Source organism: Nocardioides cavernae (assembly GCF_013410035.1).
Lineage (GTDB): Bacteria > Actinomycetota > Actinomycetes > Propionibacteriales > Nocardioidaceae > Nocardioides > Nocardioides cavernae_A.
Genome location: NZ_JACCBW010000001.1, coordinates 811,729 through 826,551, shown reverse-complemented (window position 1 = coordinate 826,551; position 14,823 = coordinate 811,729). Strand labels below are relative to the sequence as shown.

At 71.5% G+C, this 14,823-nt stretch carries 17 protein-coding genes; 7 read left to right on the top strand and 10 right to left on the bottom strand.

From position 1 onward, the window contains the following. Window positions 1–11: 11 nt before the first annotated feature. From F4692_RS04025 to F4692_RS04000, 6 genes are all read right to left on the bottom strand, one after another. The gene (locus F4692_RS04025) at window positions 12–881 is read right to left on the bottom strand and encodes an amino acid ABC transporter permease (protein ID WP_179618318.1); all 870 of its coding nucleotides are present in this window, start codon (window positions 879–881) and stop codon (window positions 12–14) included. A gap of 1 nt (window position 882) precedes the next feature. After that, window positions 883–1,572 carry an amino acid ABC transporter permease gene (locus F4692_RS04020; protein WP_179618317.1) on the bottom strand — a complete coding sequence of 230 codons (690 nt, stop codon included), beginning with the start codon at window positions 1,570–1,572 and terminating at the stop codon, window positions 883–885. Between the two features lie 100 nt (window positions 1,573–1,672). Beyond that, window positions 1,673–2,557, bottom strand: coding sequence for a glutamate ABC transporter substrate-binding protein (locus F4692_RS04015; protein WP_179618316.1), 885 nt, complete (start codon window positions 2,555–2,557; stop codon window positions 1,673–1,675). A gap of 107 nt (window positions 2,558–2,664) precedes the next feature. Next, window positions 2,665–3,441, bottom strand: coding sequence for an amino acid ABC transporter ATP-binding protein (locus tag F4692_RS04010; RefSeq protein WP_179618315.1), 777 nt, complete (start codon window positions 3,439–3,441; stop codon window positions 2,665–2,667). Window positions 3,442–3,500: 59 nt separating this feature from the next. Continuing rightward, on the bottom strand, window positions 3,501–3,998 hold the full coding sequence (locus F4692_RS04005) for a 2'-5' RNA ligase family protein (protein WP_179618314.1): 498 nt from the start codon (window positions 3,996–3,998) through the stop codon (window positions 3,501–3,503). A 52-nt stretch (window positions 3,999–4,050) separates the two neighbouring features. Beyond that, window positions 4,051–5,298 carry a glycoside hydrolase family 16 protein gene (locus F4692_RS04000; RefSeq protein ID WP_179618313.1) on the bottom strand — a complete coding sequence of 416 codons (1,248 nt, stop codon included), beginning with the start codon at window positions 5,296–5,298 and terminating at the stop codon, window positions 4,051–4,053. Window positions 5,299–5,593: 295 nt separating this feature from the next. On the opposite strand from F4692_RS04000, the gene miaB reads away from it, so the two are divergent. Further along, window positions 5,594–7,096, top strand: a complete 1,503-nt coding sequence (miaB, locus tag F4692_RS03995) for a tRNA (N6-isopentenyl adenosine(37)-C2)-methylthiotransferase MiaB (RefSeq protein ID WP_179618312.1) — start codon at window positions 5,594–5,596, stop codon at window positions 7,094–7,096. A gap of 95 nt (window positions 7,097–7,191) precedes the next feature. Here the strand turns inward: miaB and F4692_RS03990 are convergent, their stop codons facing one another. The 4 genes from F4692_RS03990 to F4692_RS03975 all read right to left on the bottom strand — a co-directional run bounded on the left by F4692_RS03990 (window position 7,192) and on the right by F4692_RS03975 (window position 9,337). Next, window positions 7,192–8,145, bottom strand: coding sequence for a type IV toxin-antitoxin system AbiEi family antitoxin domain-containing protein (locus tag F4692_RS03990; RefSeq protein WP_179618311.1), 954 nt, complete (start codon window positions 8,143–8,145; stop codon window positions 7,192–7,194). 147 nt (window positions 8,146–8,292) lie between these two features. After that, window positions 8,293–8,583 (bottom strand): hypothetical protein, encoded by a 291-nt coding sequence (locus F4692_RS03985; protein ID WP_179618310.1) that lies wholly within the window; start codon window positions 8,581–8,583, stop codon window positions 8,293–8,295. After that, the gene (locus tag F4692_RS03980) at window positions 8,580–9,110 is read right to left on the bottom strand and encodes an NUDIX domain-containing protein (protein ID WP_179618309.1); all 531 of its coding nucleotides are present in this window, start codon (window positions 9,108–9,110) and stop codon (window positions 8,580–8,582) included. The genes F4692_RS03985 and F4692_RS03980 overlap by 4 nt, the downstream gene beginning before the upstream one ends. Then, window positions 9,107–9,337 carry an antitoxin gene (locus F4692_RS03975; RefSeq protein ID WP_179618308.1) on the bottom strand — a complete coding sequence of 77 codons (231 nt, stop codon included), beginning with the start codon at window positions 9,335–9,337 and terminating at the stop codon, window positions 9,107–9,109. The genes F4692_RS03980 and F4692_RS03975 overlap by 4 nt, the downstream gene beginning before the upstream one ends. Before the next feature lie 87 nt (window positions 9,338–9,424). Between F4692_RS03975 and miaA the strand changes: the two genes are divergently transcribed. The 6 genes from miaA (at window position 9,425) to F4692_RS03945 (ending at window position 14,793) form a co-directional block, all read left to right on the top strand. Beyond that, window positions 9,425–10,336 (top strand): tRNA (adenosine(37)-N6)-dimethylallyltransferase MiaA, encoded by a 912-nt coding sequence (gene miaA / locus F4692_RS03970; protein ID WP_179618307.1) that lies wholly within the window; start codon window positions 9,425–9,427, stop codon window positions 10,334–10,336. A 42-nt stretch (window positions 10,337–10,378) separates the two neighbouring features. Continuing rightward, complete coding sequence (locus F4692_RS03965) at window positions 10,379–10,525, top strand: hypothetical protein (RefSeq protein ID WP_179618306.1); 147 nt, start codon at window positions 10,379–10,381, stop codon at window positions 10,523–10,525. Window positions 10,526–10,588: 63 nt separating this feature from the next. Beyond that, window positions 10,589–11,107, top strand: a complete 519-nt coding sequence (locus F4692_RS03960; RefSeq protein ID WP_179618305.1) for a dihydrofolate reductase family protein — start codon at window positions 10,589–10,591, stop codon at window positions 11,105–11,107. An 86-nt stretch (window positions 11,108–11,193) separates the two neighbouring features. Continuing rightward, window positions 11,194–13,044, top strand: a complete 1,851-nt coding sequence (gene ggt, locus F4692_RS03955) for a gamma-glutamyltransferase (RefSeq protein WP_179618304.1) — start codon at window positions 11,194–11,196, stop codon at window positions 13,042–13,044. 39 nt (window positions 13,045–13,083) lie between these two features. Continuing rightward, entirely contained in the window at window positions 13,084–13,869 is a 786-nt protein-coding gene (gene dapF / locus F4692_RS03950; RefSeq protein ID WP_179618303.1) for a diaminopimelate epimerase, read from the top strand. Between the two features lie 147 nt (window positions 13,870–14,016). Next, window positions 14,017–14,793, top strand: coding sequence for an SDR family oxidoreductase (locus F4692_RS03945; RefSeq protein ID WP_179618302.1), 777 nt, complete (start codon window positions 14,017–14,019; stop codon window positions 14,791–14,793). The last annotated feature ends 30 nt before the right edge of the window (window positions 14,794–14,823 follow it).

The window sequence follows — 14,823 nt, the reverse complement described above, 5'->3', positions numbered from 1 at the left end:
CCCCGCGAGGGCTAGATCACTCCCGTGCTTCGGTCGGACTGGGCCTGACCGACCATCGGCACGTCGAGCACCTTCTTCTCGCCAACGAACTTCTTCTGGATCCAGGTCGCGAGCAGCGTGAGCAGCAGGTTGACCACGACGTAGATCGCGGTGATGACGATGATCGTCGGCACGTGGTTGCCGAACTGCTGGTAGATCGGCTTCGCGATGCGGGTCAGGCCCAGGCCGGCGACGGCGTAGCCGAGGCTGGTGTCCTTGAGCGCGACGACCATCTGGCTGATGATCGCGGGGATCATGATCTTAACGGCCTGGGGCAGCAGCACGATCGTCATGACCTGCGTCTTGCGCATGCCGATGGCGTACGCCGCCTCCGCCTGGCCCCGCGGCACGGCGTTGATGCCGGCGCGGAAGACCTCCGCGAGCACGGCGCCGTTGTAGAGCGTGAGGGCGAGGACCACGGACCAGTAGGTGCGGCGGCTGAGCTCGTCCATCCCGCCGAAGACCGCGTAGAAGCAGAAGATCATCAGCATGATGACCGGGACGGCGCGGAAGAACTCGACGACCAGCCAGCAGGGCCAGCGCACCCAGCGGTGGTCCGAGAGCTTGCCGACGCCGAACAGGACGCCGAAGACGACAGCGCCGATGACGGCGCTGAAGGCCATCTGGAGGGTGATCAGCAGGCCGTCGACGAGGATGGCCTCGATGTAGCGGGGCGTGAGGAAGGGCTCCCACTTGTCGTACTCGAGCTGGCCCGTGTCGTAGAGCCGCCAGATCACGAAGGCGACGCCGGCGACCAGCGCCAGGGCGGCGACGATGCTGTAGGTCCGGTGACGGGCGCGGGTGGCGGGACCCGGGGCGTCGAAGAGGACTCCGGCACTCATGTCAGGCCACCTTCCATCGGCGCTCGAGCAGCGAGGAGATCAGCGACACGATCTCGACGAGGATGACGTAGCCGATCGCGAAGGCGATGAAGATGCCCCAGCGCTGGTCGGCGTAGTCGTTGGTGAAGCCCTTCATCCGGCCGACGGCCTCGATGACGCCGAAGACGCCGGCGACCGACGTGTTCTTGAGAAGCGCGATCAGCGTGCTGGCCAGGGGCGGCACCGACGCGCGGATCGCCTGCGGCAGCACGACCTGCGACATCACGCCGCTGAAGGGCAGGCCGATCGCGCGGGCGGCCTCGGCCTGGCCCATGGGCACGGCGTTGACGCCGGCGCGGATGGCCTCGCAGATGAAGGCCGCGGTGTAGAGGCTGAGCGAGGCGACGGCCGCGCTGAAGAACGAGGTGAAGTCGAAGGGGCCGATGTGGATGTCGACCCAGGTGAAGCGGAGGGTGTCGAAGATCTTGCCCGCGCCGAGCTGGAAGAACAGGAAGATCATGACGAGCGGGGTGTTGCGCACGAGCGTGACGTAGCCCGTGCCGAAGATGCGGAGCACCGTGACCGGGCCGACGCGCATGGCGGCGAGCAACGTGCCGAGGACCAGTGAGATCACGGCGGAGACCAGGAACAGGAAGACCGTGTAGCCGAAGGCCCTCAGCACCAGGTCGAAGTTGTCCAGGACGGCGTTCACGCCACTCCTCTCGTCAGGGGGTGCGCCCCGGGCCCGCCGTCACCGACGGGCCCGGGTCGCAGTGCTGCTGCAGTGCTGTGGTGCAGGTGGAGCGTGCGGGTCAGGACTCGCAGGCGTCCATCTCGGGGAGCTCGGGCACCTCGACGCCCGAGGGGCCGAGCGTGGCGTTGAACGCCTCCTCGTACTTGCCGCTGTCGTAGGCCTCGGTGATCGTGTCGACGATCCACTGGCACATCTCGGGGCTGTCCTTGGAGTAGCCGACGCCGATGCGCTCCTCGGAGAACTGGTCGCCGACGACCTTGAGCTCGCCCTCGTTCTGCGCGGCGTAGCCGGCGAGGATGGTGCCGTCGGTCGACATCGCCGAGACGGTGCCGTCGAGGACCTTCTCCACGCACTCGGAGTAGGTGTCGAAGCCGACCGGCTTGGCGCCCTCGGCCTCGATGTTGTCGAGCGAGGTCGAGCCGGTCACGGAGCAGACCTCCTCGCCCTTCACGTCGGCCACGTCGGCGATGTCGCTGTCGGCGGCGACCAGCAGCTGCTGGCCGGTGACGAGGTAGGGGCCGGCCTGGCCAACGACCGCACGGCGCTCGTCGGTGATGGAGTACGACGCCAGCACGAGGTCGACGGTGCCGTCCTCGAGGAAGGGCTCGCGGTTGTCGGAGATCGTCTCGACCCACTCGATGCCGTCGCCCTCGATGCCGAGGCTGGCCGCGAGCTGCTTGGCCATCTCGACGTCGAAGCCCGTCGGGGTGTCGGAGGCCGCGTCCTTGAAGCCGAGGCCGGGCTGGTCGAACTTCACGCCGATCTTGATGGAGCCGGCGTCGGCCAGCTCCTTCATGCGGGTGCCGTCGTCGAAGTTGTCGGAGGCGTTCTCGGCGGCCTCGACGTCCGGGCCGTCGGACTCCTCGCCGGCGTCGCCGCAGGCGGCGAGCGACAGGGCCAACCCCGCCGTGGCGATGATCGCCTTGGTCCTGGTGAATCTCATCCTTGCTCTCCTTCGGTTGGCGGCCCGAGGCCGTCTGGGGGTTTCTGGGGATGTCGGTGCAGTGCGGTTCCCGAGAGTGGGGTCCTCAGCGCTGGGCCAGTGCTGGGTCAGTGCTTGAGGATCTTGCCGAGGAAGTCCTTCGCGCGGTCCGAGCTCGGGTGCGTGAAGAACTCCTCGGGGGTGTTCTCCTCGACGATGGCGCCGTCGGCCATGAACACGACGCGGTCGGCGGCCGTACGGGCGAAGCCCATCTCGTGGGTCACGACGATCATGGTCATGCCCTGCTGGGCGAGGTCGACCATGACGTCGAGGACCTCCTTGATCATCTCCGGGTCGAGCGCGGAGGTCGGCTCGTCGAAGAGCATGACCTTGGGCTCCATCGCCAGCGCGCGCGCGATCGCGACGCGCTGCTGCTGGCCACCGGAGAGCTGGGCGGGGTACTTCGCGGCCTGGTGGCCGACGCCGACCCGGTCGAGGAGCTCGCGAGCGCGCTTCTCCGCGTCGGCCTTGCCGACGCCTCGGACCTTGACCGGCCCGAGCGTGACGTTCTCGAGGATCGTCTTGTGGGCGAAGAGGTTGAAGCTCTGGAACACCATGCCGACCTCGGCACGGAGCGCGGCCAGCGCCTTGCCCTCCTGCGGGAGGTCCTTGCCGTCGAGGGTGATCGTGCCCTCGTCGATGGTCTCGAGGCGGTTGATGGTGCGGCACAGGGTCGACTTGCCGGAGCCCGACGGTCCGATCACCACGACGACCTCGCCGCGCTTGACGGTCAGCTCGATGTCCTTGAGCGCGTGGAGCTGTCCGAAGTGCTTCTGCACGCCGCTCAGCACGACGAGGGGCTCACCCCGCCCGGCGCTGACAGGTGCCGCTTCCTGTGCAGTCATAGGCGAAACCTAACCGCACGCAGCCCTTTCGGGCCACGTCGCCCGCCCCGTCCGGGGCATCACAGGATGGTGACGATTCCGGCGTCCGGGTCCCAGTGGCGCAGCGTGGTGAGCGAGAGCGGCTCGTCCGGCCGCGTGACGACGGCCAGGGCGCGGGCGACGTCGGCGGGCTCGACGCGTCGCGCCAGCGTGACGTGGGGGAGCCACCCGAGGTGCGCGACGTCCGGTACCGCGGCGCGCAGGTCGAGCACCGCGCGGGTCATCGCGTCGGGCACGGTCAGCAGGCGTACGAGCGTGACGCGCCGGTCGCCGAACAGCGCGAGCCCGGACGTACGCACCGCGGCGGGCAGGTGCCCCGCGAGCAGGCCGGCCGCGGCCCGGGCGAGCTCCTCGCCGATCGCCGGTGCGGCGGCGAGCGTGACGTGGGGGCTGTTGGTGGTGCCGCGGTGGTCGAGCTGCGAGGGCAGCCCGGCGTCGCGCAGGGCCCGCCAGTCCCGGCGCACGAGCTCGCAGCCGGCCTCGTCGGGGAGGAGCTCGAAGGCGTGCATCCGGGGCATGGTCGCGAGCCTAGGCGTGGGGAGGAGCGCCCGGCTGACGGCCGTCGTCACCTCAGGACACCGAGCGGCCGTGGGAGGTGCGCGAGGTCTGGTGCGACGTGGCGTCGAAGACGCGGACCCAGTCGACCTGGGCGGTGTCGCCGAGCTCGTCCGCGGTCAGCTCGTCGAGCTCGTAGTCGGAGGTGAGGTTGGACAGGACGAGGTACTGCGGGACCTGCGAGACCGCCTTGGCCTCGCGGTAGTACTCGCGGCCGTCGATGCGGAAGATGTACTCGCGGGCGGTCCACTCGACCGAGAAGACGTGGAACTCCTGCCACCACGAGCGGTTGCCGCCGAGCGAGCGGCGCGCCTGGGGGAACATGTCGCCGAGGCTGACCTTGCTCCAGCCGGGCTCGTAGTAGTGGATGTGCGACCCGATGGTCTCGTCGCCGCGCCCGGTCTCGCCGAAGAACTCCATGACGTCGATCTCGGTGCCGCCCTCGGGGACGCCGTCGACGTACGTCGTGCCCTGGGGGAGCATCCAGAACCCCGAGTGCATGCCCTTCGCGCGCTGCGGCTTGATGCGGGCGGCGACGATGCCGTGGCGGAACGAGCGGGTGTACTCCGTGGCGACCTGGGTGTTGAGGAGGTAGGGGCTGGTGCCCGACTTCCGGTCGGTCGACCAGCTGCACGGCATGCCGGCGCGGGCCGGGTCGGCCGCGACGCCGAGGTGCAGGACGCCGCCCTCGACGCGGCGGGCCGACGGGTCCGTACGCGCGCAGGTGCGGGGGGCGTACACGCTCTCGTGCTCGCGCTTCTGGTCGTTCCACACCGAGCCGTCGAGGGAGGTCCCGGAGAAGGTGTCCTCGAACTCGGGGGTCCAGCGGGTGGTGCGCACGGTGCGGGTCGACCAGGTGATGCCCCGGCTGGTGGTGCTGGCGCGGTAGGCGCCGCGGCCCGGGGAGAAGGCTGCGGATCCCCAGGCGTCCTCGCGGGCCGTGGCCACGACCTTCCAGCCGCCGGAGACCTTCTTCTCCAGCACGACGCGCTGGCCGGGGTCGGCAGGGGAGAACGTGGCGAGGAGGCTGCCCGTGGAGCTGGGCGCCGCGGGCGAGGTGCCCGGCGCGACGATCGGGGGCAGCGAGGTCAGGGTGGCCGTGACGGCGCTACCACGTGAGCGCTTCTTCTCGCTGGATGCCACGTCATCGGCGTGGCTCTCCGGAAGGGCACTGAGGAACAGCGCGGTAACAATCGCGAGCACGGCCGCGAGTCGCACGGTGGCGAGCGTGAACGTGCGGTTGTCGGCGGTCTTTGCATCCATGCGGGCCCCCACGGTCCGGATCGGTACGGGTCCGTCCGTGGACGCCGTGTTACCGATTTGTTGATCGCTGTCACCGAACCTTCGGAAAACGTGGACAAAAAATCAACGAGATTGGCCCGTAACCCCCCAGGTGGACTGGACACGTGGGCTAGACGTGCCATGCGGGTCAGGCCGTGCATGGTCATGCAGGACTACTCATCGCACCCGAGTGGGGTGGACACGCGTCGGCGCCCCCGGGTCGCTGTTCCTGTGTGATTCCTGTCGTCGCCGGGCGTCGCCGTACGCTGGGCGGGTCATGAGCACCGCGATCCACGCCCCCACGCGCACCTACGAGGTCAAGACCCACGGGTGCCAGATGAACGTCCACGACTCCGAGCGCCTGAGTGGTCTGCTGGAGGACGCCGGCTACGTCCGCGCCGCGGCCGACGAGCAGGCCGACGTCGTCGTGTTCAACACCTGCGCCGTGCGGGAGAACGCCGACAACAAGCTCTACGGCAACCTCGGCCACCTCGCGCCCGTGAAGGCGGGGAAGCCCGGCATGCAGATCGCCGTCGGCGGCTGCCTGGCCCAGAAGGACCGCGACACGATCACCAAGCGCGCGCCGTGGGTCGACGTGGTCTTCGGGACGCACAACATCGGCTCGCTGCCGGTGCTGCTCGAGCGGGCCCGCGTCCAGGAGGAGGCCCAGGTCGAGATCCTGGAGTCGCTCTCGGTCTTCCCCTCGACGCTGCCGACCAAGCGGGAGTCGGCGTACGCCGCGTGGGTGTCGATCTCGGTCGGGTGCAACAACACCTGCACGTTCTGCATCGTGCCGTCGCTGCGCGGCAAGGAGAAGGACCGCCGTCCCGGCGAGATCCTCGCCGAGGTCGAGGCGCTGGTCGCCGAGGGCGTCACCGAGGTCACCCTGCTCGGCCAGAACGTCAACGCCTACGGCGTCGAGTTCGGTGACCGCCAGGCGTTCTCCAAGCTGCTGCGGGCCTGCGGCGAGATCGAGGGCCTCGAGCGGGTGCGCTTCACCTCGCCGCACCCGGCGGAGTTCACCGACGACGTCATCGAGGCGATGGCCGGTACGCCCAACGTGATGCCGTCCCTGCACATGCCCCTGCAGTCGGGCTCGGACAAGGTGCTGCGCGACATGCGCCGGTCCTACCGCCAGTCGAAGTACCTCGGGATCATCGAGCGCGTCCGCGCCGCGATCCCCGACGCCGCGATCACCACCGACATCATCGTGGGCTTCCCCGGCGAGACCGAGGAGGACTTCCAGGCCACCCTCGACGTCGTGCGGGCAGCCCGCTTCTCCGCCGCCTTCACCTTCCAGTACTCCAAGCGTCCCGGCACCCCGGCGGCCACCCTCGAGGACCAGGTCCCTCCCGAGGTCGTCAAGGACCGCTACCAGCGGCTCGTGGAGGTCGTCGAGGAGATCTCCTGGTCGGAGAACACGGCGCTCGTCGGGCGCACCGTCGAGCTCATGGTCGCCGAGGGCGAGGGACGCAAGGACACCGCCACCAAGCGGCTCTCCGGTCGCGCGCGCGACAACCGCCTCGTGCACTTCGCTGCCGACTTCTCCGCGGTCGAGGCCGACTCGGTGCGTCCCGGCGACATGGTCACGGTCGAGATCACCTACGCCGCCCCGCACCACCTCGTCGCCGACGGTGCCATCCGGTCCGTGCGGCGCACCCGTGCCGGCGACGCCTGGGAGCGGCGTACGTCCGTCCCGCCCGCCGCCGCCTCCGTCGGGCTCGGCATGCCGTCGGTCGGGGTGCCCGCCGCGCTGCCGCCTGCGCCCGGCTGCGGCTGACCTCGTCGGAGTCCCCGCTCGCGCGGGGATCCCGCCGGGAGTGCGGTCGTCCTGACGCGCCAGGCACGTCACCACGACCGCAGTCCGCGCCCGGGTCATGCGGTCCGGGGGAGACAGGCCGCGCACGGCGTGGTGCGACCGTTCCACCCGCGCGCCTGCAGCAGCACGCCGATGCGGGCCGCCGTCGTGCATGGCCGGTCGAAGACCTGGCCCCAGCCGACACGGACCGTGTTCATCCGGTCGACCGCCGCGGCGAGGTCCCGGTCGAGGTCGGCGTCGACGCTCACGGCGGAGTCGTGCCACAGCCGGCCGTCGATCTCGACGAGCTGGTCGAACTCGACGTAGGCGACGTCCCGGTACACCGGACCCCGCGACGAGTCGCGGAGCTGTCGGCGCGCGGTTGGGAGGCCGTGCGGTTGCTCGACCCGAGTCAGGTAGCCGTGCTCGAGCACCGAGCAGGTCCCCTGCTCCAGGTCCGTCAGGGCGCTGGAGAGGAAGTCGCGCCGGTGGACCCGCTGACGCAGGTCGAGCGAGTCGCGGACGCGCGCGGGGGTCGTGCGCCGGGCCTGGAACGCGTCCGCCAGCACAGCGATCGCCGTGAAGTCGTCGTGCGCGTCCGACGCGACGTCGACCAGTGCCTCCTCGACCCGCAGCCGGGGAGGGCTGGCGTTCCAGGCCACGAGCCGGTCGAGGCCGGACCTGCGGTGCAGCCGGAATCCGGACGGGAGCCGGATCCGCCGGTGCCGATCGACCGCGACGTGGATGACGCCGTCGTCGCGCCCCGCCCGCCCCGGACCGTCGGCGGCCCGCAGGGCGCTGTCGGCCGCGAGCGCGGCCGGCCACGCCGCAAGCACGCCGATCCACGCACGCTGGAGCCAGGTCGGGCTGCCGGTGTGGTCGAGGAAGACGCCGTCGTGCACGCGCACCAGGAGGCGTCTGCGCAGCAGCCGCTCGATCTCGTGCGGGGCGACTCCGCGCTCGGTGAGCTGGCGACGGGAGACGACGCCACGCTGCAGGGCGAGCAGGTCGGCGTACCCGGTCGAGGTCATGTGACGATCGTGGCCGGGCACCTGCTGGACCGCGAGGGGGCGGACCCGGTCTGTGGAGGAGCGCGGTCGTGGTGACGTACCTCGTGCGTCACGACGACCGCACTGTTGTCGCGCATCCCCGCTCGGCCGGGGAGCACGACACCGTCGTCAGGCCGGCGGCTCCACCGACCCGTCCTCGGCCTCCTGGCCGGCGGACGGGTCGTCCTCGGTCCCGGGCTCCTGGTCCCGGGCCTCGCCCTCGGGGGCCTGCTGCTTGTCGTCCGGCTGTCCGATCTCGTCGGGGACGGTGTCGTCGACGGCCGGGTTCTCCTCGGTGCTGAGGTCGCGGGGCAGGCCGTTGTCGGCCGGGTCCTCCTCGATGGCGTCCACGCCGCCGGGGACCAGCTGGGGCTCCTCGGCGTAGGGCGTCGGCATGGGGCTCAGGTCGTCGTCACTCATGGGTTCCCTCCCTGTGGTCGAGCCGTCGATCCTGCCCCGATCGACCTGCCGGGACCACCTCCGTGCGGAGGGGCACCCCACCCGAAGGTGAGGTAGCCGACGCCGGACCCGAGGTGCGCGAGGGCGTACGCCTCGTGCGGCACCATCGGCTCGGGGAGCGCGTCGAGGGCGTACCAGCCCAGGCGCGCCGCCTTCTCCGGCTCGACGACCCTGGGCTCGCCCAACCAGGAGCGCGCGGTGAAGAACCAGTCCACCCGCTCCTCGATCGCCGGGCCGAACTGGCTGCGCTGCATCGTGAACGCGAAGTCGAGGGCGACGTCGGTGATGCCGAGCTCCTCGAGCGCCTCGCGGCGCGCGGCGTCGTACGCCGTCTCGCCGGGCTCGACGTGGCCGGCGGCCGCCGCGGCCCAGTGGCCGGGCATGTAGGGGACGGGGCCCCGTTGCTGGAGCAGCACCTCGGTCCCCGTCCCGCCCTCCCGCAGCAGGTAGACGTAGGAGGCCGGGACGAGGGCGAAGGCGACCGTCACGGACGCGCGGTCGGCGGGGTGCCGGGCGGGATGTCGTCGTCCTTGCCGTCGAGCTGGTCGAGCGCGTCGCGCGCCTTGCCGGTGGCCTTGTCGATCTTGTCGGCGTGCTTGCCGCCGGTCTTCTCGTTGGCGAACGCACCGGCCTTGTCGATGCCCTGGGCGATCTTGTCGCCGTGCTGGTCGACCGCGTCGGTGAGCTTGGCCTTCGCCTTGTCCAGGAAACTCATCTGGTCCTCCTCGGAGGGGTTCCGGCCCACCCCGGCGGGTGGGGACTCCGGCGTTCCAGAGCCTAGCCACGCATGGACAATGGCGACATGCCTCGCCCCATCGTCGCGCTCGTCGGAGCGACCGCGTCGGGCAAGACCGGTCTCAGCCTCGACCTCGCCGAACGGCTCGGCGGGGAGGTGGTCAACACCGACGCGATGCAGGTCTACCGCGGCATGGACATCGGCACCGCCAAGCTGCCGGAGGGCGAGCGCCGGGGCATCCCGCACCACCTGCTCGACCTCTACGAGGTCACCGAGCCTGCCACGGTCGCGCTCTTCCAGGGGTGGGCGCGCGAGTCGATCGACGACATCCGCGGCCGCGACGCAACGCCGGTCCTGGTGGGCGGGTCGGCGCTCTACACCCGCGCCATCGTCGACCGCTTCGAGTTCCCCGGCACGGACGACTCGCTGCGCCGCGAGCTCGAGGCCGAGCTCGAGACCGTCGGCACCCACGCCCTGCACCGGCGGCTCGCGGGCGTCGACCCCGAGGCGGCGGCGCAGATCCTGCCCGACAACGGGCGCCGCGTCGTCCGTGCCCTCGAGGTCGTCGCGCTGACCGGGCGGCCGTTCAGCGCGAGCCTCCCGCGACTGGAGTACGCCGTCCCGCACACCGTCCAGGTCGGGGTCGACATCGACCGGCCGACGCTCGACGCGCGCATCGCGCGCCGGGTCGAGGAGATGTTCGCGGGCGGGTTCGTCGAGGAGGTCGAGGCGCTGCTGGCCCGCGGCCTCGCCGAGGGGCGTACGGCCCACCGCGCCATCGGCTACCGCGAGGTGACCGGCTTCCTCGCCGGCGACCGCAGCCTCGCCGAGGCGATCGAGCAGACGACCGTCGCGACCCGGCGGTTCGCCCGACGGCAGGACTCCTGGTTCCGCAAGGACCCGCGCATCTTGTGGGTCGCGCACGACGACCCCGACCGCGTGGAGAAGGCGATCGGGGCGGTCGACCGGGTCAGCTGACGCGCGCCAGCGCCGGGCGTACGGCGGTCGGCCTGCCGGCTCGTGCAGGAGCCCGGGTGGGAGGGCCGCGACCCGATGGCGCTCTCGGCGGCGCTGTGGTCGACGGTCCACGGGATGGCCCAGCTCATCATGCTCGGCCACCTGCCGGCCGAGGCGGCCGAACCCGCCGTCCACGCGCTCGTCCGGTAGGCCCCCCAAGGACCGCAATCCCGGTCAAGCGGAGACACCGTCGCCGGTGCCACGGTGGCGGACATGGCGACCATCTACTACACCGGCTGCACCCTCGACGGCTTCATCGCGACCGACGACCACTCGCTCGACTGGCTCACCTCGCGCGACATCGACCAGGAGGGCCCGATGGCCTACCCGGCGTTCCGCGAGCGCCTCGGCGCCTGCGTCATGGGCGCCACGACGTGGCAGTGGATCCTCGACCACGACGACGACCCGTGGGGGCCGCTCCCGACCTGGGTGCTGACGCACCGCACCTTCCCCGAGGCGCCGGCGAGCGTGAACTTCGCCCAGGGCGACGTGCGGCGCGTGCACGCCGAGATGACCGAGGCCGCCGACGGCAAGGACCTGTGGGTCGTCGGCGGCGGGGATCTGGTCGGGCAGCTCCACGACGCCGGCCTGCTCGACGAGGTGTGGATCCAGTACGCCCCGGTGACGGTCGGCAGCGGCGCGCCCGTGCTGCCGCGCCACGTCGAGCTGAGGCTCGAGGAGGTCGCGCGCAACCGGGACTTCATGTGCGGGAGGTACGCGGTCGTGCGGTGACCGTGGGTGACACACCCTCCGGCGGGCGTGGACAAGGCCGTCGGGCGCGGGCAGGGTGGACGGACCATCGCTCGGGAGGAAGACCCATGTCCCTGCACCACCTGCGTACGTCCCTCGCCACCGTCACCGCGACCGGCCTGGTCGCGGGGCTCCTGCTCGCCTCGTCCGTCCCCGGAGCCCAGGCGCAGGCGCCCGACGGCCCCGACCTGCGGCCGACGAAGAAGGTGCCCACCGCCATCGGCACGGGCGGCGCCGTCACGACCGTCGACCCCGAGGCCAGTGCGGCCGGGCTCAAGGTCCTCAAGGCGGGCGGCAACGCGGTGGACGCGGCCGTCGCCGCCGCCGCGACGCTCGGCGTGACCGAGCCCTACAGCGCGGGCATCGGCGGAGGCGGCTACTTCGTCTACTACAACGCGAAGAGCGGCAAGGTCCGCACGCTCGACGGCCGCGAGACCGCGCCCAGCAAGATGCCGCAGGACGCCTTCGTCGACCCGGCGACCGGCAAGCCCTACCCGTTCACGCCCGACCTCGTGACCAGCGGTGTCAGCGTCGGCACGCCCGGCACCCTCGCGACCTGGGACAAGGCGCTGGCCAACTGGGGCACCTGGTCGCTCGCCGAGGCGCTCGCCCCCGCGACGAAGGTCGCCGACCGCGGCTTCAAGGTCGACGCCACCTTCCGCCAGCAGACGCTCGACAACCTCGAACGCTTCTCCGCGTTCAAGGACACCAAGAAGCTCTTCCTGCCCAGGGGAGACGCCCCCCAGGTGGGCTCGGTCTTCCGGAACCCCGAGCTCGCCGACACCTACCGCGCGATCGCCGCGAAGGGCACGAAGGCGTTCTACCGCGGCCCGCTCGCGCGGCTGATGTCCGACGTCGTGCGCAAGCCGCGCATGACCAAGAACACGACGCTCCCCGCACCCAAGGGCTACCTGACCCCGCGCGACCTGCGCGACTACCGGGTCCGCTCGCAGAAGGCCACGAGGACGAGCTACCGCGGCCACGACGTCTACGGCATGGCGCCGTCCTCGTCGGGAGGCACGACCGTCGGCGAGGCGCTCAACATCCTCGAGCGCTACGACCTGTCGGCGATGACGACCGAGCAGGCCCTGCACCACTACCTCGAGGCGAGCGCCCTGGCGTTCGCCGACCGCGGCAAGTACGTCGGTGACCCCGCCTTCGTCGACGTCCCGGTCAAGCGCCTCCTCGACGACACGTACGCCGCCGAGCGCGCGTGCTCGCTCAACCCGGCCAAGGCGGCCACCAAGCCGGTCGCTGCCGGTGACGTGACGGCGTACGACGGGGCGTGCCCGCCTGCCGCCGGCACGGGCGTCACCGACGCGGACACCGAGAACATCTCGACCACCAACCTCACGGTCGCGGACAAGTGGGGCAACGTCGTCGAGTACACCCTCACCATCGAGCAGACCGGCGGCTCGGGTATCACCGTCCCGGGCCACGGCTTCCTGCTCAACAACGAGCTCACCGACTTCTCCACCGTCTACGACGCCGCCGACCCCAACCGCATCCAGCCGGGCAAGCGGCCGCGGAGCTCGATGTCGCCGACGATCGTGCTCAAGGACGGCAAGCCGTTCCTCGCGCTCGGGTCGCCCGGCGGCTCGACGATCATCACCACCGTGCTGCAGATGCTGGTGAACCGGATCGACCTCGGCATGACGATCGAGGAGGCGATCGCCGCGCCGCGCGCCAGCCAGCGCAACACCGCGAGCGTCACCGCCGAGCCGGCCTTCATCGACGCGTACGGCGCCGCGCTGACGGCGCTCGGGCACACGCTCGCGCCGGCAGGGGACGCCTTCACGAGCGCCGCCGAGATCGGGGCCGCCACGGCGATCGAGTTCGGGCCGCGCAAGACGATGACCGCGGTCGCCGAGCCGAGCCGGCGCGGCAAGGGGTCGGCCAAGGTGGTCGACCCGCGGTAGCCACCCGGACGGGGTGGCTCGCCCTGCGACAATGACCGGGTGAGCTACCCCTTCCTCAAGGGCCACGGCACCGAGAACGACTTCGTGGTCCTGCCCGACCCCGACGGCACGGTCCACGGCGACCTGTCGGCGGAGCGCGTACGCGCGCTGTGCGACCGGCGCGCCGGCATCGGTGGCGACGGGGTGCTGCGGGCCGTACGGCGTGACGGCGGGTGGTTCATGGACTACCGCAACGCCGACGGGTCGGTCAGCGAGATGTGCGGCAACGGCGTCCGCGTCTTCGCCCGCTACCTCCACGAGCGGCAGGGCGAGCCCTTCCCGATGGAGATCCGCACGCGCGCCGGCGTCAAGGTGCTGGACGCCGCGGGGGAGGCGTACACCGCCGACATGGGGGAGCCCGAAGTCCTCGGCGAGACCTCCGTGTCGGTCCCGAACCACACCTGGTCCGCCCTGCACGTGTCGATGGGCAACCCGCACGCCGTCGCGTTCGTCGACGACCTCGCCGACGCGGGGCTGCTGCTCGACGCGCCGACCCACGACGAGGCGGTCTACCCCGATGGGGTCAACGTCGAGTTCGTGGTCCGTCGCGGGGAGCACCACGTCGCGATGCGCGTCCACGAGCGGGGCTCGGGGGAGACCCGCTCCTGCGGCACCGGCGCGTGCGCGGTGGCCGTCGCGGCGGCGCTGGCCGACGGCGCGGCCCGCGGGACGGCGTACCGCGTCGACGTCCCCGGCGGGACGCTCCACGTCACCTGGACCGACGACGACCGGGTGCTGATGACCGGCCCGGCGGAGCTGGTCGCCGAGGGGCTGACCGACCTCTGAGGGGTGGGTCCGCTTCCCGGTCCATCTCCTCGGTCCATTTCCCCTCATGAGCGGCCGTGTGACCGCTCATGATGCGGAATACCGTGCGAGGAGCGGCCACATCACCACATGAGTGACGCCGGTACGGCGGTGGCTACGATCCCGCACATGGACATCTCTGCCTCCACCGCCATCGTCACCGGCGGCGCCAGCGGCATCGGCGCCGCCGTCGCCCGAGCCCTCGCCGCGAGGGGCGCCGTGGTCGTCGTCGCCGACCTCAACGCCGAGAAGGGCGAGGCGCTGGCCGCGGAGGTCGGCGGCGTGTTCGCCTCCGTCGACGTCACGAGGACCGAGCAGGTCGCCGCGGCCGTCGAGGCCGCGGCCGAGATCGCCCCGCTGCGCGCGTGCGTGAACTCGGCCGGCATCGGCTGGGCGCAGCGCACCATCGGTCGCGACGGGCTGCTGGAGCAGGCGCACGACCTCGACGCGTTCCGCAAGGTGGTCGAGATCAACCTCATCGGCACCTTCGACATGACCCGCCAGGCCGCCACCGTGATGAGCCGCAACGAGCCCGACGCCGACGGCCAGCGCGGCGCGATCGTCAACCTCGCCTCGGTCGCCGCGTTCGACGGCCAGATCGGCCAGGCGTCCTACTCCGCGTCCAAGGGCGGGGTCGTCGGCATGACCCTCCCGGTCGCCCGCGACCTGTCGGCCGCCGGGATCCGGCTCAACACGATCGCACCCGGCCTCATCGACACCCCGATCTACGACGCGTTCCCCGACCCCGACGAGTTCAAGGCCAACCTCGGCCAGAACGTCCTGTTCCCCAAACGCCTCGGCCGTGCCGACGAGCTGGCGAGCATGGTCGTGGAGTGCCTGACCAACTCCTACATGAACGGCGAGACGATCCGCGTCGACGGCGGCATCCGGATGCCCCCGAAGTAGCGGTTTCGCCAACCGCGCTCCCGGGTAGGA